The organism is Pseudomonas bubulae (genome assembly GCF_900618535.1).
In the GTDB taxonomy this organism is placed as follows: domain Bacteria; phylum Pseudomonadota; class Gammaproteobacteria; order Pseudomonadales; family Pseudomonadaceae; genus Aquipseudomonas; species Aquipseudomonas bubulae.
Window position 1 is genome coordinate 843,121 of the sequence record NZ_UYJA01000002.1, and the last position, 19,795, is coordinate 862,915.

Sequence of the window (19,795 nt, forward strand, 5' to 3'; positions counted from 1 at the left end):
AAAACGATGAACCGTTCACACGGAACCGGGCGCCGGGCGGCCGAAGCTGCTAAAGTGCCGCCCGTTATTACTTAAGAGGATTGTTCAATGGCTACTAATCGTTCCCAGCGTCTGCGCAAAAAACTGTGCGTTGATGAATTTCAGGAGTTGGGTTTTGAGCTGAACCTGGATTTCAAAGAAGACCTGTCGGAAGAGGCTATCGATGCATTCCTGGCAGCTTTCCTGGCAGAAGCCATGGAAGCTAACGGCTTGGGTTATGTTGGCGGCGACGACTACGGTCTGGTTTGCCTGCAGAAGCGCGGTTCGGTCAGCGAAGAGCAGCGTGCTGCTGTTGAAGCCTGGCTCAAAGCGCGTCCAGAGCTGACCACCGTTGAAGTTAGCCCGCTGTTGGACGTGTGGTACCCGGAAAAGCCAATCAATCCGGTAGCCTGACGTCAAATATAAAGGCAGCCCAAGGGCTGCCTTTATATGTTTTACCCCTCTGGCCCGTCCTGGGTTTTACATCGCATTCCCTGGTTCCTCCGACAGCTGCACAGGTGGCATGTGTCTGTCAGTCGTAAATCGACTTCTTCTTCCAGTCGGCATCGGCCTCGTCTGTCTTCAAACCTTCAGTCAGCTCGTTGACTTCACCCGTGGTCGGCTCAAGTGCGCTCTGCACTTGTGCGTTGGCGCGTGCCAGTTGTGCTTCGAAATCCTTGATCTGGGCGTTGTACATGGCGGGTACCGGCTGTTTGCGCAAGTACTGTACGGCACGTTCGAAAGCCAGGCGCGCCTGTGCGGGCTGATTTTTCTGCAGGGCCAGCTTGCCCAGATTGTTGAAGAACTCGATATGCAACACCACCAGCAAGTGGCGAATTTCCGTGAGCCACTGCTTGGCTTCGTTGGTCGGCAAAAAACCGTCCTTGGCCGCACGGGTGATTTGCCCGTGGAGTGTTTCAAGCAAAAAACGTACGTCCTTGGCTTTGGCTTCGGTCAGCACCGGGTTGGGCGGGTTGTTGACAGGAATTGACTCGCCCTTGGCAATCAGGCCGCCGAGCTCGGTCACTTGTGCCTTTAATGCCGCGCTGGATTTATCCAGGAGCAACAGGCGCTGTGTCGCATTGAGCTCAAGGCGGGTAAGCAGCAGTTTGAGGGCGGGAGACATCAACTGGCCGGGGAAGGTCTCGTTGACCTCGCTGCAACGACGGATGCGGTCGTTAAGCTCGACCTTGAGGCGGGCTTTCTCCAGTTTGTTGTTTTCCACTATATGGTTGATGTAGACGATGGCAATCAACAGTGCGATCCCGACGACGACAAGCAGGGCGATCATGGTGGGCGTCAACGTTAAAACCTCTTGTGGGTGTAGATGCGCTGTCTCGGTGAAGTCGCAGTGCCTGGCTAGGACGGGGGTGAGGATCGACTGGGCAGCAAACTGCCATCACTGAGGTCCGGCAATCATAACTCCTTGTAGGGTGCCGGAATATAGGCGCCAAGAGCTTGCCTCGAGACTCTGTAGGAAAACGCCTTAATAGGGGGGAAGTCATTGATTTCAATATATTTTCATATTGGGGTTGACGACCTTCCAATCCATCCCTAGAATGCGCGCCAATTGCAGCGTAAAGCGAACAGCCAAACGCATGTAACCAGTGAAGTTGTAGTGTGTCCCCTTCGTCTAGTGGCCTAGGACACCGCCCTTTCACGGCGGTAACAGGGGTTCGAGTCCCCTAGGGGACGCCATTGCGGGAATAGCTCAGTTGGTAGAGCACGACCTTGCCAAGGTCGGGGTCGCGAGTTCGAGTCTCGTTTCCCGCTCCATTTTTAAGCAGCTTTGCTTTCGGGCGAAGTTGAGTGAAAGCCAAGAGACTAACGTTTGTTAGTGATCTGGCACTGAAATGTACGTGTGCATTTCGGGCAACGTCCCCTTCGTCTAGTGGCCTAGGACACCGCCCTTTCACGGCGGTAACAGGGGTTCGAGTCCCCTAGGGGACGCCATTATTGCGGGAATAGCTCAGTTGGTAGAGCACGACCTTGCCAAGGTCGGGGTCGCGAGTTCGAGTCTCGTTTCCCGCTCCATTTTTAAGCAACTTTGCTTTCGGGCGAAGTTGAGTGAAAGCCAAGAGACTAACGTTTGTTAGTGATCTGGCACTGAAATGTACGTGTACATTTCGGGCAACGTCCCCTTCGTCTAGTGGCCTAGGACACCGCCCTTTCACGGCGGTAACAGGGGTTCGAGTCCCCTAGGGGACGCCATTATTGCGGGAATAGCTCAGTTGGTAGAGCACGACCTTGCCAAGGTCGGGGTCGCGAGTTCGAGTCTCGTTTCCCGCTCCAAATTTTGTTTTTTGGAGCAACGCAGTTTCAAAAAACACACAGAAAGCAGCCTTCGGGCTGCTTTTTGCGTTTCCGGGGTTTGCTTTTCGACCCGTACGCAAACACCTCTAAGCTCATAACCAATCGATCTGCAAGAAAACTGCGACTGGCGCAACAAGGATTCAAACCTGTTTTGAGTTCATCAGATGTCGCATTATTTCGATAGCGCCCAACAACGGGACATCCAGGCCTTGTCCCGTACCTTCACCGGTCGAACCCAGTGGCCTACCTGGTTATTGCTGCTTGCCGTTCCCACCGCCTGGTTTGCGTTGCTGCTGGGCAGCCCGGTGCTTGGCGCTGGCTGGACGATTGTGCTGCTGATCCCGGTGGTGGTGCTGTGGATGTCGGTGCAGCACGAACTGCTGCACGGCCACCCCACAGGTTCCAGCAACCTTAACAAGGTGCTGGGCTACGCACCTTTTGCGCTGTGGTACCCCTATACCCTCTATCGCGACAGCCATTTGCAGCATCACCGCGATCATGACCTGACCTTGCCCGGCATTGACTCCGAAAGCCGCTATTTAAGCCAGGCTCACTGGCAGGGCAGTTCCAGTCTGCTGCGTGGTTTGCTCTGGCTGAACAAAACGGTGCCCGGACGCCTGCTGCTGGGCCCGCCCCTGGCATTGTTTGGCATGGCCAGGGAGGAGTTGCATCGCCTGCGCAGCGGCGAGCGGAAAGCCTGGTGCATGTGGCTGACCCACGGTTTTTTCACGATGCTGATGTTTGCCTTCATCGCGTACTGCAGCGAACTGGCTGTTTGGCAGTATGTATTTCTGGTTACCGTGCCGGTTTTGTCAGTGGGCATGGTTCGTTCCTTTTATGAGCACCGTCCCGCATCCCGGCCGGAACAGCGAACGGTACTCAATGAAGCCGGTTGGCCCTGGACCTGGCTGTTCCTGAACCTCAACTTGCATCTGGTGCACCATGATTTACCGGGTTTGCCGTGGTTTTACATGCCCAGGGTCTACCGTGCGCGACGAGAGCAGTGGCAGCAGCGCAGCGGCGGTTTTCTGGTGCAAGGCTACGGTGAACTGATTCGCCGTCACGCGGTGCAGGCGATTGATAGCCCGCAGCATCCGTTCAGTTAATTTCACAAGGTGCCTTCCATGTCTGGCCGTTATGCCGAATTGGCAATGTATGTAGCCCCCCAGCAGGTCAGCGAAGCCAATGAACGCTGGTTGACCCGTGTTCTCGAGCTTTTGCAGCATACCCGTGGCGATGCCCGGGGCCTTGGCCTGCTGGAGTTGTTCAGGGCCCCCGAGTTGTTGCTGAGCCAGACCTGCGGTTATCCGCTGTTGACCCAGTTGCGCGGTCAGGTGCAATTGGTCGGTCGCCCGCATTACGAATGGCCCGACAGCAATGGGGGGGAGCATTGCAGTGTGATTGTCAGCCGTGATGCAGATCCGCGCCGCGATCTGGGCGCTTTCGAGGGCAGCCGCGGGGTGATCAATGATCAGCACTCCAACAGCGGCATGAATCTATTGCGCCATCGCCTTGCGCCCCTGCAGCGCGGTGGGCGCTTTTTTGCCTCCGTGGCCGTCAGCGGCGCGCACCGGCAAAGCCTGCGCTGGGTGCGCGAAGGTTGGGCCGACCTTGCCGCCATCGACAGCGTGACCTATGCCTACCTGGCCCGCTATGCGCCGGCAGAAGTTGCCGGGCTGCGGATTGTGGCGCGTACGGCCTCCAGCCCGACCTTGCCTTACATCACTGCGCTCAGTGCCGGACGTGACGGCGCAGGGCAGATTCGCCAGGCAATGAATACGGCCTTGGAGCAATTACCCGAAGTAGCTCTAACCTTGGGGCTGCGGGAAGTTTTACCAGCCAGTGAAGCGGATTATCAGATGGTTCTCGATTATCGGCAGGAAGCGGCTGAGTTCGGGTATGACGTGTTGCAGTAGTGGAGCCATACTTAATAGCTGAAACGAATAAACAAATGTTTTTTTAGTATTTAAATTGCATAAAACCATTTGCTAGGATCGCCGCACCGGATCACCGGACATACCGTTCTGTTTAATTCCTGGAGCCCCTATGTCCGGCGCCGACATCGCTCACCGCGACCATGTGAGCCAGCTTTATCGCACCCACTATTTGTGGCTGCATGCACGTTTGTGCCGTTACCTCGATTCCAGCAGCTACGCTGAAGACATCGCGGCCGACACGTTTGCCCAGCTTTTAAGCGCACCTCAGGGGCAGGTCATCCGCGAGCCGCGTGCGTTGTTGACGACTATCGCCCGGCGTCTGATCTTTCAACTGTGGCGTCGCCGGGATGTGGAACGGGCCTATCTGATGAGCGTGCAACAGCAAGAACCCCTTCATTTCCCCTCGCCAGAGACCCTGGCCCAGGCAATTCAAGCCTTGCAGATGATTGATGCCCGGCTCGATGGTTTGCCCGACAAGGTAAGGGAAACCTTCGTTCTATCACGGGTCAATGGCCTGACGTATCCCGAAATCGCACAACAGCTGGGCATATCCCGGCGCAGCGTGAGTGACTACATGGTTCGCGCCCTCAAGCGTTGCGCCATGCACGCCACCGCGCAACCCACCTACCGCCCCTCCATAACAAGAGAATCCGCATGAATAACTTGAAAAAATGGCTCGGTGGTCCGCTGCTGGCCTGTGCATTGATCACCCAACCGGTGCTGGCCGAGCAGAAGGCACCGGTTCACTTTGGTGATATCACCTGGGAAAGCGGCAGCCTGATTACCGAAGTGCTGCGCCTGATTACTGAGAAAGGCTACGACGTGGCGACGGACACATTGCCCGGCAGCACAGTCAGTCTGGAAGCAGCACTGGCCAAAAACGATATTCAAGTGATTGGTGAAGAGTGGGCAGGGCGCAGCCCGGTGTGGATCAAGGCCGAAGCTGAGGGCAAGGTGCTGGGGCTGGGCGATATCGTCAAGAACGCCAGCGAGGGCTGGTGGGTGCCGGAGTATGTGATCAAGGGCGACCCTGAAAAAGGCATCAAGGCGCTGGCCCCGGACTTGAAGTCGGTCAACGATCTGGCACGCTACAAAGATGTTTTCCGCGATCAGGAAGACCCTTCTCGCGGTCGCTTTCTAAATAGCCCTACCGGCTGGACCTCTGAAATCGTCAACAGCCAAAAGCTCAAGGCCTACGGGCTGGACAAGGACTTCGTGAACTTTCGTACAGGCTCCGGCGCGGCGCTGGATGCCGAGGTCAGCTCATCGATCAAGCGTGGCAAACCGGTGTTGTTTTACTACTGGTCTCCAACCCCGCTGATTGGCCGCTACAAACTGATAAAACTCGAAGAGCCTGCCTTCGATGCCGAAGCCTGGAAAACCCTGGCCGACGCCAACAATCCCAACCCCAAGGGCACCCGCTCCTTGCCGGCGAAACTGGCGATCGGCGTGTCGACCCCGTTCAGCAAGCAATACCCGCAACTGGTCGAGTTCTACCAGAAGGTCGATTTTCCGATCGATTTGCTGAACACAACCCTGGCGCAAATGAGCGAAAAACGCACCGAACCGCGTAAGGCGGCGCAGGCCTTTTTGCGCGAGCAACCGCAGATCTGGCATGCCTGGGTTACTCCTGAAGCGGCGGCCAAGGTCGATGCGGCGCTTAAAGCGAATTAATTCCTTGAACAAGAGCACCGCATGTTTCCTGAAAATCTGACGTTTTCCATCGCAGGATGGGTCAATGATGGCGTTGATGCGCTGGTGAGCAACTACGGCGATGTGTTTCGGCACATCTCCGACACGCTGCTGTGGGCCATCATCCACCTCGAAAACCTGCTGCGCCTGACCCCGTGGTGGCTGATGCTGATCATCGTCGGCGCCATTGCCTGGCATTCCACGCGCAAAATTTTCAGCACCTTGCTGATTGTCGGCCTGTTGTTCCTGGTAGGTGCTGTTGGCCTGTGGGACAAGCTGATGCAGACCCTGGCGCTGATGCTGGTGGCCACAGTGATTGCTGTGCTGCTGGGCATCCCGCTGGGGATTCTGGCCGCCCGCAGCAACCGTCTGCGTTCGGTGCTGATGCCGCTGCTGGATATCATGCAAACCATGCCCAGCTTCGTGTACCTGATCCCGGTGCTGATGCTGTTTGGCCTGGGCAAGGTGCCAGCGATTTTTGCCACTGTGATTTATGCCGTACCACCGCTGATCCGTCTGACCGATCTGGGCCTGCGCCAGGTCGACCGCGAGGTGATGGAGGCGATCAATGCCTTTGGTGCCACGCCGATGCAACAGTTGTTCGGTGTGCAATTGCCGCTGGCCATGCCCAGCATCATGGCCGGTATCAACCAGACCACCATGATGGCCCTGTCGATGGTGGTGATTGCCTCGATGATCGGTGCACGCGGTCTTGGCGAAGACGTGCTGGTAGGCATTCAGACCCTCAACGTCGGTAAAGGGCTGGAAGCCGGGCTGGCTATCGTGATTCTGGCGGTGGTCATCGACCGCATTACCCAGGCTTATGGCCGACCTCGGCATGGGGATCAGAAATGACCGTCAACAAAATTGAAGTACGCAACGTTTACAAGGTGTTCGGCAATCGCGAAAAGGCCGTGCTGGCGATGATCCGCGCGGGCAAGAGTAAAGACCAAGTGCTGGCCGAAACAGGCTGCGTGGTGGGCATCAATGACATTTCGCTATCGATCAGGGCGGGAGAGGTTTTTGTCATCATGGGCTTGTCCGGGTCAGGCAAGTCCACGCTGGTGCGTCATCTCAATCGGCTGATCGACCCCAGCAGTGGTCAGATCCTGGTCGACGGAGAAGACATTCTGGATTACGACATGCCTGCCTTGCGCCATTTTCGTCGGCACAAGATCAGCATGGTGTTTCAGAATTTTGGCCTGCTGCCTCACCGCAACGTACTGGATAACGTCGCCTATGGCCTGAAAGTCCGGGGCGAGAGCGTCGCGCAATGCCAGCAGCGGGCCCTCCACTGGATTTCCGTGGTCGGCCTGCAAGGTTACGAGCAGGTGTTCATTCATCAGCTGTCGGGCGGCATGCGTCAGCGCGTCGGCCTGGCACGGGCATTGGCCACCGACACCGACATCATCCTGATGGACGAAGCTTTCAGTGCCCTGGATCCTTTGATCCGTGCAGAGATGCAAGATCAGTTGCTGGAATTGCAGCGCACTTTGCAAAAAACCATCGTGTTTATCACCCATGACCTGGACGAAGCGTTGCGCATTGGCAATCGTATTGCCGTACTCAAGGACGGGCAGTTGATCCAGGTCGGCAGCCCGCAAGAGATTCTGCAGGCTCCGGCAGATGACTACGTCGGTCGTTTCGTCCAGCGCCGGCGCACCAGTGCCTGATCCTGTACATATCCAGATACCGCCTGTAATGCGGATTCATTGCGTTTAATCAGCCGATCCGGTTCTGCCTCTCGCGGGCGTAACCCTCGTCTAATTCAACGCGATGAACTGTCATGAAAACACTTTCGACCACCCCTGATGCCATGATCCGCTACTCGGCCCTGAGTAGCTTTGCGGGTCACAGTTTTGCCCTGCGCCCGACGTTTCAAGGTGTCGTTGCCAGCTGGTTCAAGCAAGCGCTACAGGATAAATACCCGGCCCTGAACGTGGATTTTACGCAGCTCGCTATCGCTGAGCCATTGAGCCATGAGAACTCACCGGGCATGCCCAGGCGCTATCGTTTCATGGCCGTTGCGGATGTGATGATTCAGTGCTTTATCGACTCAACGCCGGTGGTGCTTATCCAGGGGGTTCACCGCCTGAGCGTCGATAAAAACGAACTGTCTGCGCATCCATTGGCGGTGAACATGGCGGAGCTGCAAAGCATCATCAACGACCATTCGGGGTTATTGATTGCGGCCTATCAACAGGCGTTGGCCGAATTCTGGAGTGACAGGCAAAACGGCTCATTGGCCCCGCTTCAATGGTTGAGCGAAGTGTTACGGATGGCCCTGGGGGGTGCCGCCCTGATGCAAAACCGCGTGCCTGCCTTGCCTGCCGATCAGGCAGTCGTGCTGGCGGTGGTTGCATCCTTCCCTGACAGGGACAATCGGGCCAGAGGAACCCTCGAAACCCCGGTGCACGCCTATCTGGTCAATATCGACGGTACAGAGAACAACGTTCGGCGGCGCTTTCAACTGCCGGGTGTGGTGCTGATCACCCGGCAAATGCCCGATCACCTGATTGTGCTCGGTTATTCACTGGAGCACGGGGTTGAGTCCTTCAGCTCGGTACAGGCGTTCGCTACCTGCATGCTGACTCGTGTGTTGCAGGTTGCCCCCGTTCGGTTGTTGAGCTGGAGTCTGCATGAGCCCGAGGGGGACTTTATCACCGGCCTGGCCCGCACCTTGCTCGACCAGCAGTTGCGCAACATGGTGCGTGTGGGGCAAGCCGCTCAGGCAGGCAAATGGAGCGTCGGGCGACTGGAGCAGGTGCTGGACGAAGCGGCTGCGATGTTCCCGTTTTTCAGCGAGCAGGAACGCCCGCACCTGGAGAATGTGATCTCCGTATTGCCCGAGTGGCTCAAGCAGGCCAGCTCCGTGGATCAATTGGACTACAGCAGGTTGATGAGCGCAGAAGTGATCTGGCAGCGCCAGACCCGGGGCCGCACCTTTCTGGACGGTATTGATGCATTGCCGGTGTACGCCGAGAAAATGATCAGGCAACGCATCGAGCGCGATCATCCGCGGTCAGGCCTCGATATCTCGCACATTGAGATACATGACGTGGGGGTCGAAAACTTGCAGCTGCCTGTTTTCAGCGACGATGTGCTGTCATTTGTCGAGTTTGTCCTTGGCTACAGAGGCGGCTGGCCAGTCGGCCTGATCGCGGTCAAGGATCGCACAGGCGCCCCAGTACCTGACTGGTTGACCAGTGGCTACGTGAAAAGCCTTGTGGATGAGCTGGATGTGGGAGTGGGCTATATCGCGCTACTCAAGGGTTACCTGGTGGACGACGACAAGCAAGTCATGCAGCGCGAGGCGTTATATGCGGCCCAACTGAGAATTCAATTGCCGCTGTTGGCCCTGGAGAAAAAAATCAGGGGGCAAGCCGGTTTTACCCCGCAGGGCTTGCATGTGGTCACCCAGGTCATGCGCCACGACGCGCAACGGTCGGTCAGCCATGACTATGTGTGCGTGCGGCCCCTGGGCTTTTACGCCTATGAGGGGGCCAGAGTTGATACGGCGGCGAACATGTTTGTCTTCGGCTCGCTGAATATCCAGACAGGGCCCTTTATCCTGTACCGGCCTTTTGCCCCTGAACCCTTGTTGGAGTATGCCAGCTGGCCCGCATTGTTTGACGCCATCAAGCATCCGGGTGAGCTGCAAGAAAGCATATTGACCTGGCTGGACGATGACGCCCGTGGTTATTACGCCGACGGCGGTTTTGCGCGACCGCATCTGGAGAATGTACTGCTGGAGGGTTTTTTGGCCCTGTTGCCACGTCGCCCGGCGACCTTGAGTACGCGTAGCCTGGTGGGCAACTACTACGGGGCGATGTTTGACGCCAACGTCAGTGCGTTGATGAGCATGGCGGACAACCAGACGGTGTCGACCTCTGAGCGTCGCTGGATGCTGCTCAAGCACTATGGCTGGAGCCTGTTTAACGGGTTGACGTTTTTCCTCAGTGGGCCCTTGCAGAAAGCCGCCTGGCTTTTTCAGACCCTGTTGAGCCTTGATAGCGGTTTGCAGGCGCGAATTGATGGCGATAAAGAGGCGGGGCAACAAACGGTTATCGATCTTTTATTCAATATCAGCCTGGCACTTCTGCACGAAGGTCTGAGATTCAAGGCAAAAGCCAATGCCCGGTTACGCTTGAGTGCCCCTGTCGATGAACCGTTGTTTACGATCTATAAACCTGAGGCCCTCCCGGCGGTTGAGCCAGTGTCCGCTAGCGTTATCGCGCAAAAGAAACAGCCCGATATTGAACCCCGTGCTGCCAGCCAGTATTCGTCCCTGGACTTCTCATGGTTCAGTGCTCAGCCCCGTTTGACAGAGCTGCAGCAGGCAAGCCTGGACACTTTTGTGCTGGATCTGGACTTGAGCCAGGGCACGCGCATCGAAGTAGGCCCCTTAAAAGGTGTTATCAACCATGAGGGCAAGTCATATGTGCAGATCGGTGCCAAAACCTATCGCGTTGGCCGTGACGCGGATGGGCTGGTGATCCAGGACGACAGGCAGCCTGAAAGATTTGGCCCGCGCCTGAGAAGGGATGAGGCCGGGCAGTGGCAACTCGATCTGCGTTTGGGATTGCGCGGCGGCGGTCCCAAAAAAACCATTCAGGCATTGCGCGAGAAAAAGACCCAGAAAGTGGCCGCGTTGCAGCAAGAGGCCGAACGCCTGGACGAAGAGCTTCTGAGGCGCGACCGAGTGCTGAAACTGACTGAAGAGTTGCTGACTAAATTTCCCGATCGGCGAGCGACGTTTGTTGATCGCTACGAAGCTGAGCTGGAAGCGTGGCGCGCGGGTGTGCTGGACATGATCAACGTCAAAACCAGGTCGAACCAAATTATCCCCCTGGAGGGCTTTGAGGCCAGAACACAGGAGACTTGGGTACAGCTGACCTTGAGGCTGTTCAAATTACAGAACTACCTGGAAGAAGCGCTCCGTGAACTGCCGGTATCCAACTCCAGGGTCTCTTATACCGCTTCGCTGCTGGAGGTTCTGGCAGAGATAAACAATGGCTCGAGTGCTCCCTATGAGCGCTGGATTACCAACTTGAAACAGGCCGAACGGCTAGAGGCGCGGTTATATAAAAACTCGCTGCGCGAGTGCGATGCCCTTGATGAGGTCAGAACCAGGCCGTTGCCCAGATACAGCGCACTGGAAGAGATAATCAATCAACCCAATCGGGATTATTTCGACCGCCACTGGTCCGCCGCCTACCTGGAAACCCTGTGCGAACTGGTGATCCGCCGTGATGCGGTCAACCTCATACCTGAAGAGCAATATGCATTTGATCTGTTCGGGCAAGGAACATTGATTGATACCGCCTGGTCGCAATTAAGCTTGCGCCGTGAAGAGACGAAGTATCCCGGAGAGCATCTCGATTTCTTCGATAAGACCATCGAAAAATACGACGCAGCGGAAGGCGTTTGCCAGAACCTTGTCAGTCTTGGCTCCGAGCATTTCCGTAATGAATATCTGCCCGACATTATTGAGGTTCTAAGCAGCCTGAGAACGTTTGCAGAAGCCCAGATGCAGAATGTTATCCGTGAGTCCGAAAGCTCCTCTTCTGAAGCAGAAGAGCCCCGGCCAGGCCCCAGTCGCCTGATCAATGAGCCAGGAGCCGGGGCAGGATCGTCCCGCGGGACTCAGCAAGTAATCAAGACCACAAAAAACCTGACGCTGGTAGGGCAGCGTCGTCCTCCGTCCTCGGAGTCTGAAGATGAAATCGTCGATGTGACTGAGGGCATCGATCAAATGAATATCCGCTCCTATCGCAAAACAGAGGCGGGAGAATGGGAAGAAATCGGTAGCAGCAGACCACCCACTCTTCAGGCTTCACAAGCCAAGTCGTTATCCCGACTCCAGGCTGACGCCCGCACGTTGCTGGAGCGGATTTCGGGAGTCATTGCACAGAACAGGGCAAGCGCTGCAACATCCAGAATACCGATCGAAATAGAAGAAATTCTGAGCTTCAAAGCCAGCTCACTCGACGAGGTGGCGCAGAAGATGGAGCGGATTGTGCTCACATCCAGCCCTGAGGTTGAGCCCCTGACTCAAGAGCGCAGAGCTGGCGCTTTGGCATTAATTACCGACCTGAAGGCGGCGGCCGGCAGGTTGCGCGCCGAGGGCCGAAGCCTGCGCATCAGCATTATCAAGCGGCTGCCGCCAACGGGTGCCAACGTCGAGTATTTAAAGGCCCAGGGCGAGGTAAACATTACCCGTGTGGGGAGGCGGCGGTTTTTGTCCAAAGGCCAGCGCAAGGATTATCTTGAGGAATACGCCATTAGCACTTTGGAGGGTAATGAGTTGTGGTTTGCACATTTTCATTACAAGGCAATGGACACACTCGCCGCCGACTTTGACGTGGCCCACTTGAAAACGGCCCAACAGCGCACCCTGAGTGAACAGGCGTTGTACGCCCGGGCACAGAGTTCCCATGACTATATCGCGGTGTATCGCGCCAAACTGGATCGGGCCATGGCGCAGCGGCTTTTTTTATCCCTTCCTTGATTGCGTCAGGCCAGAGCGTAGCGTACTGAGAGCACGCCCTTTTTCTGACTTACGGACAACACGTTGACGGTGCCCAGTTCAGCCAGGGATTGCACATGGGTGCCGCCACATGGATAGCCCGGCAGCTCGCCAAAACGGATGGCGCGCTGCTCCGAGTCCAGGCAGGTATGCCTTTGCAGGTCGGCAGCGATCCATTGTGCCAGGGTGTGCTGTACGGCCTCGGCCTCAAGGGGTTGCGGATTGTCGCCGGCTACAAAGCTTACCCGGCATTCGCCTGGCCAGTGATGGGCTTTGGTGGGTACCCAGCCCAGTTGCTCGCCGCATACACCAATCAAATGCCCGGCCGAATGCAGGCGGGCATGCAACCGACGGCGGGTTTCGTCGACCTGAGCCCGTGCCCGGCCTGTCGGTACGGGCACGCTGACGTGGTGCACGATAGCATCCTGTCCCTGCACAACTTTGATGACCTGGCTGTCGCCGATCCAGCCCGTGTCGCTGGGTTGCCCGCCGCCCTGGGGATGAAAGGGAGTGGCGCAGAGGATGACGGCAAACCCGTCTTCTTGGGGCGCGCAGTGGATGACTTCGACCTCGCAGCTCACGGCGTCGTCATTGAAAAACAGGCGTTGGGTCATGGAGGTGTTCCTGAGCGGGTTTCGTTTTTAGTATAGGGGGGAGTCAGGAGTGTGATAATCCATCAAATTTTCAATGGACCTGTGCGCTGTGAGCATAAATCTCCCGTTGTCATTACTGGCTGAAATGGTCGTGTTTGTGAAAGTGGTCGAGGCAGGCAGCTTCTCTGAAGCCGCTCGTCAGCTTGGCACATCGCCTTCGGCAGTCAGTCGCAGTGTTGCCCGACTGGAAAAAGCCCTGGCCATTCGCTTGCTGCAACGCACAACCCGCAAGCTCGGCCTGACCGATGCAGGTGAAGAGGTTTTCAAACGTTGCGATGAAATGGCCTGTTCGGCTCAGGCGGTGATGGACCTGAGCGGGCGTTTTACCCGGGAGGCCGAGGGGCTCATTCGCCTGAGCGTGCCCAAGGCCGTGGGGCGGTACGTGATACATCCCCATATGCCCGAATTTCTGCGCCGTTACCCCAAGGTTGATGTGCAATTGATCCTCGAGGATCGTTATGTCGATTTGATCGATGACAACATTGACTTGAGCATTCGCATTACCGACCAGCCGCCACCGGGGCTGGTGGGGCGCCAACTGTTCCCGATCGAGCATTTACTCTGTGCCACGCCGCAGTATCTGGCCGGGCACGGGGTGCCGCAGCAGCCTGAGGACTTGCGTGACCATAGTTGCATTTACCTGGGGGAAACCCCGGCTGATGCGCGCTGGAAATTCAGGCAGGGTGGCAGGTCGGTAACGGTGGGGGTGCGCGGACGTTATGCGGCCAATCATACGGGCGTGCGCCTGGATGCGGTGTTGCAGCATATCGGGATCGGCAGCTTGCCGTACTTTACGGCACGCCAGGCGCTGGAGGAGGGGGTGGTGGTGCAGGTGCTGCCCGAGTGGAATTTTATTGCTTCCTACCACGGCGGCGTGTGGTTGCTACAAACGCCCACCCGGTATTTGCCGCCCAAGCTGCGAGTGTTTATCGACTTTCTGGTGGAGCGGATGGCGCAGGAACCGACGCTGGAGATGTGGCGTAATCCGTAGCAGCTGCCGAGGGCTGCGCTGCCGAACGCAGCTGTTGGAACGGCTACAGAGCTTTTGCTTCTTCAAAAAAAGCCCGCCAGGCAAAACCGGGCGGGCTTTTGGGTCGGACTGCGATCAGTGCTGCGGGCTGTCTTGTGTCGTGGGCAGCGCCATCAGTTGTTTTTCCTGATTCCAGTCAAACGGCTCATCGTTCAGTTCGGCTTCGTGGCGGCGCTCTTCCAGGGCCTGATACATGTCCAGCTCTTCATCCGACAGGAAGTTGAAGCAGGCGCCGCCGAAGTACCACAGCAGGTCGCGCGGGACCAGGTGGGCGATCTGCGGATAGCGCTCGATTACCTGGCACATGATGTCCTGGCCCAGGTACTGGCTGTTGATCGGGTCAACCGGCAACGAGCTGCGCATGTCGTCAAAACGCTCCAGGAACAGCGCGTGGCTTTCCTCGGGGATCTGCTCAGCGTCACCGACAGCAACCAGGATGCTGCGCAGAATGTCGAGCAGGACAAGGTTGTGGTTCAGATCGTTGGTGGCCATTGCGGGTGTCCTCTAGGGTAAAACGGGCGCGAGAGTATAAAGCTCATCGCGCTCGCTGTCCTGTTATCGAATCTTTCCTTCTGTGTGGCTGAGTTCTTCCTTGCTGAAGTCATCCACGTCGATGACCTTGCGTCGTGCGGCTTCGGCGGTGCGCAAGGTTTCAGCTTCGGCCGGTTGCAGTACCCCGGCTTGCAGCGCGGCATCGATGGACGGTTCTCCTGCAGCGGGTTTTACCTGGCCACTTTTCAGCGCTTCGTGGAGTTTTTTGTGCAGGGGGCGCGCTTCGCTCAGCAGGTTGCTGGCATGTTGCAGGGCGCCCACAGCGTCATCCGGCGATTGCGGGCGGTAGCAGCCAGCGAGCACTGCTTCAAGTGCCGGATCCCCTTTGGCGCGGCCCAACACTGCAGCGACCTCGGCATCCAGTGCGTCCGACGGACCGGTATGCCGGCGCCCAAACGGAAATACAACGCCGCGCAACAAAAAGCCCAGCGTTCGGCTCGGGAAGTTTTTCAACAGTTCATCCAGTGCGCGCTCGGCGTGGCCCAGGCTTTCTTCCATAGCCCATTTGAACAGCGGATCAAGGTATTGCGGCGAGTCGAGGTCGTGATAACGCTTGAGGGCGGCCGACGCCAGATACAAATGGCTCAGCACATCGCCCAGGCGCGCAGACAAGCGTTCGCGGCGCTTGAGCTCACCGCCCAGCAGCATCATGCTCAGGTCCGCGAGCAGGGCGAACGCCGCCGCCTGACGGTTGAGCGCGCGGAAGTAACCCTGGCTCAACGGGTTGCCGGGCGCAGCTTCGAAACGGCCAATGCCCAGGTTCAACACCAGCGTGCTGGAAGCGTTGCTGATGGCAAAACCAATGTGTTTGAGCAGCAGGGCGTCAAACTCCAGCATGGCTTGATCTTTATCTTCCCGCCCGGCCAAGGCCATTTCCTTCAGCACAAAGGGATGGCAACGGATGGCGCCCTGACCAAAGATCATCAGGTTGCGCGAGAGGATATTGGCGCCCTCTACAGTGATGAAGATCGGAGCCCCTTGCCAGTTACGCCCCAGGTAGTTGTTGGGGCCCATGATGATGCCTTTGCCACCGTGCACGTCCATCGCATGGCTGATGCACTCGCGGCCGCGTTCGGTAAGGTGGTACTTGAGAATGGCCGAAAGAACCGAGGGTTTTTCCCCCAGATCCACCGCGTTGGCGGTCAGCATGCGGGCGCTGTCCATCAGCCAGGCATTGCCGCCGATACGCGCCAGCGCCTCCTGAATGCCCTCGAAGGCGGCCAGTGGCACATTGAACTGTTCGCGTACCTGAGCATATTGGCCGGTCACCAGGCTGGTGAACTTGGCCGCGCCGGTGCCCACTGCCGGCAACGAAATCGACCGTCCCACCGACAGGCAATTCATCAGCATCATCCAGCCTTTGCCGAGCATTTCCTGGCCGCCGATCAGGTAGTCGAGCGGGATAAACACATCTTTGCCCGAGTTCGGGCCGTTCATGAAGGCTGCGCCCAGGGGGAGATGGCGACGGCCGATCTCGACGCCGGGGGTGTCGGTAGGGATCAATGCCAGGCTGATGCCCAGGTCCTCTTTGTCGCCCAGCAGATGGTCCGGGTCATGGGCCTTGAACGCCAGGCCCAGCAGCGTGGCGACGGGGCCGAGAGTGATATAGCGTTTCTCCCAGTTCAGGCGCAGGCCGATAACTTCCTCACCTTGCCATTGGCCTTTGCAAATGATCCCGGTGTCGGGCATTGCCCCGGCATCTGAGCCTGCCAGTGGCCCGGTCAGGGCAAAGCAGGGGATGTCATCACCACGGGCCAGGCGTGGCAGATAGTGGTCGCGTTGTTCATCGGTACCGTAATGCAGCAGCAGTTCAGCGGGGCCCAGGGAATTGGGCACCATTACGGTGGAAGCCAGATCGCCACTGCGGGTGGCCAGTTTCATGGCGACCTGGGAATGGGCGTAGGCCGAGAACCCTTTACCGCCGTAGGCTTTGGGGATGATCAGGGCGAAGAAGCCATGCTCCTTGATGTGCGCCCAGGCCTGCGGTGGCAAGTCCATGGCCTGGCCGATTTCCCAGTCGCTGACCATTGCGCACAACTCTTCGGTGGGGCCGTCAATAAATGCCTGTTCTTCTTCGGTCAGCCGGGCCTTGGGGTAGGCCAGCAGCTGGTTCCAGTCGGGGCGGCCGCTAAACAACTGGCCGTCCCACCACACGGTGCCGGCATCGATGGCATCGCGTTCGGTTTGCGACATCGGCGGCAGGGTCTTCTGGAACCAGTTGAACAGGGGGGCGGTAAAGATTTTGCGACGAAGTTCGGGCAACAGCAGCAGGGCCGTGGGCGCGGCCAGCAGCAGCCAGAGGATTGCCAGCAACCCGCCAGGTACATGGCCGATAACCCCCATGGCCAGTAAATACACCGCGACCACGGCAATGATCGTCAGGGGGGCGATGCGGCGATGGGCCATATAGGCGATGCCAACAATCAGAACCAGTATCCACAACAACAGCATATTCAATCCTCCATGAAATCAGGGGCGTGCACCCTTGTGAGCTTAGTCGCAACTTTCGATCAGGGTTGTAGGGATAGTGACCTCGCGCTGGAGACGGAGTTCGTCATCCCGGCGTAGACTCCTTCGGCGTCTATCAATCAGGAGCCAGATCATGCTGAAAGTGTGGGGTCGCAAGAATTCGTCAAACGTGCGCAAGGCGTTGTGGTGTGTTGAAGAGCTGGCGTTGCCGTATAGCCGGGTAGAGGCGGGCGGCGCCTTTGGGGTGGTCAACAGCCCTGAGTACCGGGCGTTGAACCCTAATGGCCAGGTGCCTGTGATTGAAGAGGACGACGGCTTCGTGCTGTGGGAGTCAAACACCATCGTGCGTTACCTCTCTGCCAGATATGGCTCGGATACGTCATGGTACCCAACCGATGCACGTGTGCGGGCGCAGGCGGACAAGTGGATGGACTGGACCAGCACTTCCTTTGCCGGGGTGTTTCGCACGGTGTTCTGGGGTGTCTTGCGCACGCCGGCCGAGCAGCAGGACTGGGTGGCAATCAACGCCGCAATCAAGGCCAGCGGCGAATTGCTTGCCGTGGCCGATCGGGCACTGGCTGAAAAACCCTACTTGTCCGGTGATGAAATCGGCATGGGTGATATCCCGCTGGGTAGCTTCATTTACGCCTGGTTTGAAATGCCCATCGAACGCCCGCCCCTACCGCACCTGAGTGCATGGTATGAGCGCTTGAAGCAGCGTCCGGCCTATCGAAATGCCGTCATGACCGCGTTGACTTAATAGCCACTATTAATACGGGCGACTGTACTTGTGCGGCGAGGCCAAGCACCATAGGGTCTTGTCGGACTTGTCCTACAGGCTGTTCGCCCTTATTTACAATTCCCCTTTCCCCCATCTTGGTGCGTAATCCGATATGAGTTCCGCTCTGTCCATACGGCAGCTAACCAAAACCTACGGCAACGGTTTCCAGGCCCTGAGTGGTATCGATCTGGATGTCGCCGAAGGTGACTTTTTTGCCTTGCTGGGCCCTAACGGTGCCGGCAAATCCACCACCATCGGCATTCTCTCGACCCTGGTCAACAAGACCGGCGGCACGGTGAATATCTTTGGCCATGATCTTGATCGCAATCCCGCAGCCCTCAAGCGTTCGATTGGTGTGGTTCCGCAGGAATTCAACTTCAACCAGTTTGAAAAGACCTTCGATATCGTCGTGACCCAGGCGGGGTACTACGGTATTCCGGCGAAAATCGCCAAGGAACGAGCCGAAAAATACCTGACGCAGTTAGGGCTCTGGGACAAGCGCGACACGCCATCGCGTTCGTTGTCCGGTGGCATGAAGCGCCGCCTGATGATTGCCCGGGCTTTGGTGCATGAGCCGCGTCTGTTGATCCTCGATGAGCCTACCGCCGGTGTCGACATTGAGCTGCGCCGCTCGATGTGGTCCTTCCTCACCGGGCTGAACGAGCAGGGCACCACCATCATCCTCACCACCCACTATCTGGAAGAGGCTGAGCAGCTGTGCCGCAATATCGGGATCATCGATCACGGCACCATTGTCGAAAACACCAGCATGCGCCAACTGCTTGGACAGTTGCATGTCGAGACCTTTTTGCTCGACTTGAAGCAACCGCTGCAGGCTGCCCCTCAGTTGATCGGCTACCCGAGCCAGTTGCTCGATGCCGCGACCCTGGAGGTCCAGGTCGACAAGGTGGTGGGCATTACCGGTCTGTTCACTCAATTGGCCGCGCAAAATATTGAAGTGGTGAGCTTGCGCAACAAAACCAATCGCCTTGAGGAGTTGTTTGTGTCGTTGGTCGAGAAAAACCTGGCAAAGGTGGCGGTATGAGCTCGGAGCTGCGTCCCAACCTGATTGCGTTGAACACCATTATTTACCGTGAGGTCCGCCGCTTTATGCGGATCTGGCCGCAAACCCTGCTGCCACCTGCGATCACCATGGTTTTGTACTTTGTGATCTTCGGTAACCTGATTGGTCGGCAAATCGGCGATATGGGTGGCTTCACCTATATGGAGTACATTGTGCCGGGTCTGATCATGATGTCGGTGATCACCAACTCCTACGGTAACGTGGTGTCGAGCTTCTTTGGCGCCAAGTTCCAGCGGTCGATTGAAGAGCTGATGGTCTCGCCGGTGTCGCCCCACACGATCCTGATCGGTTTTACCGTGGGCGGGATCTTGCGCGGCCTGATCGTGGGCCTGATCGTGACCCTGCTGTCGCTGTTCTTTACCCATCTGCAGGTGCATCACCTGGGCCTGACCATTGTGGTGGTGGTGCTGACCGCTACGATTTTCTCGTTGCTGGGGTTTATCAACGCCGTTTTTGCACGCAATTTCGACGATATTTCGATTATTCCGACCTTCGTACTGACGCCGCTGACGTATCTGGGCGGGGTTTTCTACTCCATCACCCTGCTGCCGCCGTTCTGGCAGAGCGTGTCGCTGGCCAACCCGGTGCTGCATATGGTCAACGCCTTTCGCTACGGCATCCTGGGCGTTTCGGACATCAAGATCAGTGTCGCGCTGACCTTTATGGTGGTGGCGACCATCGTGCTCTACTTCGGCTGCGCCAGGCTGCTGGTCAGCGGGCGCGGGATGCGTCAGTAG

The 19,795-nt window shown here is 57.6% G+C and carries 16 protein-coding genes and 6 tRNA genes; 18 read left to right on the plus strand and 4 right to left on the minus strand.

Features of this window, described 5'->3' with window-relative positions; translation table 11 throughout:
- The first annotated feature begins 87 nt into the window (after window positions 1–87).
- Window positions 88–432 carry a YggL family protein gene (locus tag PPTH39_RS10595; RefSeq protein ID WP_095003129.1) on the plus strand — a complete coding sequence of 115 codons (345 nt, stop codon included), beginning with the start codon at window positions 88–90 and terminating at the stop codon, window positions 430–432.
- A gap of 118 nt (window positions 433–550) precedes the next feature.
- Here the strand turns inward: PPTH39_RS10595 and PPTH39_RS10600 are convergent, their stop codons facing one another.
- Window positions 551–1,309 carry a hypothetical protein gene (locus tag PPTH39_RS10600; protein ID WP_095003130.1) on the minus strand — a complete coding sequence of 253 codons (759 nt, stop codon included), beginning with the start codon at window positions 1,307–1,309 and terminating at the stop codon, window positions 551–553.
- A 331-nt stretch (window positions 1,310–1,640) separates the two neighbouring features.
- On the opposite strand from PPTH39_RS10600, the gene PPTH39_RS10605 reads away from it, so the two are divergent.
- The 13 genes from PPTH39_RS10605 to PPTH39_RS10665 all read left to right on the plus strand — a co-directional run bounded on the left by PPTH39_RS10605 (window position 1,641) and on the right by PPTH39_RS10665 (window position 12,471).
- Window positions 1,641–1,716 (plus strand) — tRNA-Glu (locus PPTH39_RS10605).
- A gap of 2 nt (window positions 1,717–1,718) precedes the next feature.
- Window positions 1,719–1,794 (plus strand) — tRNA-Gly (locus tag PPTH39_RS10610).
- Window positions 1,795–1,895: 101 nt separating this feature from the next.
- Window positions 1,896–1,971: transfer RNA gene (locus PPTH39_RS10615), tRNA-Glu, on the plus strand.
- A 5-nt stretch (window positions 1,972–1,976) separates the two neighbouring features.
- Window positions 1,977–2,052: transfer RNA gene (locus PPTH39_RS10620), tRNA-Gly, on the plus strand.
- Between the two features lie 101 nt (window positions 2,053–2,153).
- Window positions 2,154–2,229: transfer RNA gene (locus PPTH39_RS10625), tRNA-Glu, on the plus strand.
- A gap of 5 nt (window positions 2,230–2,234) precedes the next feature.
- Window positions 2,235–2,310: transfer RNA gene (locus tag PPTH39_RS10630), tRNA-Gly, on the plus strand.
- Between the two features lie 185 nt (window positions 2,311–2,495).
- Window positions 2,496–3,437 (plus strand): fatty acid desaturase, encoded by a 942-nt coding sequence (locus tag PPTH39_RS10635; protein WP_130871947.1) that lies wholly within the window; start codon window positions 2,496–2,498, stop codon window positions 3,435–3,437.
- 18 nt (window positions 3,438–3,455) lie between these two features.
- Window positions 3,456–4,247 (plus strand): phosphate/phosphite/phosphonate ABC transporter substrate-binding protein, encoded by a 792-nt coding sequence (locus PPTH39_RS10640; protein ID WP_130871948.1) that lies wholly within the window; start codon window positions 3,456–3,458, stop codon window positions 4,245–4,247.
- Window positions 4,248–4,377: 130 nt separating this feature from the next.
- Window positions 4,378–4,926, plus strand: coding sequence for a sigma-70 family RNA polymerase sigma factor (locus PPTH39_RS10645; protein ID WP_095003133.1), 549 nt, complete (start codon window positions 4,378–4,380; stop codon window positions 4,924–4,926).
- Complete coding sequence (locus PPTH39_RS10650; protein WP_095003134.1) at window positions 4,923–5,942, plus strand: ABC transporter substrate-binding protein; 1,020 nt, start codon at window positions 4,923–4,925, stop codon at window positions 5,940–5,942. The genes PPTH39_RS10645 and PPTH39_RS10650 overlap by 4 nt, the downstream gene beginning before the upstream one ends.
- A gap of 21 nt (window positions 5,943–5,963) precedes the next feature.
- Window positions 5,964–6,815 carry an ABC transporter permease gene (locus tag PPTH39_RS10655; protein WP_130871949.1) on the plus strand — a complete coding sequence of 284 codons (852 nt, stop codon included), beginning with the start codon at window positions 5,964–5,966 and terminating at the stop codon, window positions 6,813–6,815.
- Window positions 6,812–7,633 carry a quaternary amine ABC transporter ATP-binding protein gene (locus PPTH39_RS10660; protein WP_095003136.1) on the plus strand — a complete coding sequence of 274 codons (822 nt, stop codon included), beginning with the start codon at window positions 6,812–6,814 and terminating at the stop codon, window positions 7,631–7,633. The genes PPTH39_RS10655 and PPTH39_RS10660 overlap by 4 nt, the downstream gene beginning before the upstream one ends.
- Window positions 7,634–7,746: 113 nt before the next feature.
- Window positions 7,747–12,471: a dermonecrotic toxin domain-containing protein gene (locus PPTH39_RS10665; RefSeq protein ID WP_130871950.1), complete on the plus strand. Its 4,725-nt coding sequence runs from the start codon at window positions 7,747–7,749 to the stop codon at window positions 12,469–12,471.
- A gap of 5 nt (window positions 12,472–12,476) precedes the next feature.
- Here the strand turns inward: PPTH39_RS10665 and PPTH39_RS10670 are convergent, their stop codons facing one another.
- A complete protein-coding gene (locus PPTH39_RS10670) occupies window positions 12,477–13,103 on the minus strand; it encodes a hypothetical protein (protein WP_095019633.1) in 627 nt (208 codons plus the stop codon).
- 88 nt (window positions 13,104–13,191) lie between these two features.
- Between PPTH39_RS10670 and PPTH39_RS10675 the strand changes: the two genes are divergently transcribed.
- Window positions 13,192–14,133, plus strand: coding sequence for a LysR family transcriptional regulator (locus tag PPTH39_RS10675; RefSeq protein WP_095019651.1), 942 nt, complete (start codon window positions 13,192–13,194; stop codon window positions 14,131–14,133).
- Between the two features lie 114 nt (window positions 14,134–14,247).
- Here the strand turns inward: PPTH39_RS10675 and PPTH39_RS10680 are convergent, their stop codons facing one another.
- Window positions 14,248–14,664, minus strand: coding sequence for a PA2817 family protein (locus PPTH39_RS10680; protein WP_083369822.1), 417 nt, complete (start codon window positions 14,662–14,664; stop codon window positions 14,248–14,250).
- Window positions 14,665–14,727: 63 nt separating this feature from the next.
- On the minus strand, window positions 14,728–17,175 hold the full coding sequence (locus PPTH39_RS10685) for an acyl-CoA dehydrogenase (RefSeq protein ID WP_095021014.1): 2,448 nt from the start codon (window positions 17,173–17,175) through the stop codon (window positions 14,728–14,730).
- A gap of 151 nt (window positions 17,176–17,326) precedes the next feature.
- Here PPTH39_RS10685 and PPTH39_RS10690 point away from each other — a divergent pair, with 151 nt between their 5' ends.
- The 3 genes from PPTH39_RS10690 to PPTH39_RS10700 all read left to right on the plus strand — a co-directional run bounded on the left by PPTH39_RS10690 (window position 17,327) and on the right by PPTH39_RS10700 (window position 19,795).
- Entirely contained in the window at window positions 17,327–17,953 is a 627-nt protein-coding gene (locus PPTH39_RS10690; protein ID WP_095003140.1) for a glutathione S-transferase, read from the plus strand.
- 133 nt (window positions 17,954–18,086) lie between these two features.
- A complete protein-coding gene (locus tag PPTH39_RS10695) occupies window positions 18,087–19,019 on the plus strand; it encodes an ABC transporter ATP-binding protein (protein ID WP_095003141.1) in 933 nt (310 codons plus the stop codon).
- The gene (locus PPTH39_RS10700) at window positions 19,016–19,795 is read left to right on the plus strand and encodes an ABC transporter permease (protein ID WP_095003142.1); all 780 of its coding nucleotides are present in this window, start codon (window positions 19,016–19,018) and stop codon (window positions 19,793–19,795) included. The genes PPTH39_RS10695 and PPTH39_RS10700 overlap by 4 nt, the downstream gene beginning before the upstream one ends.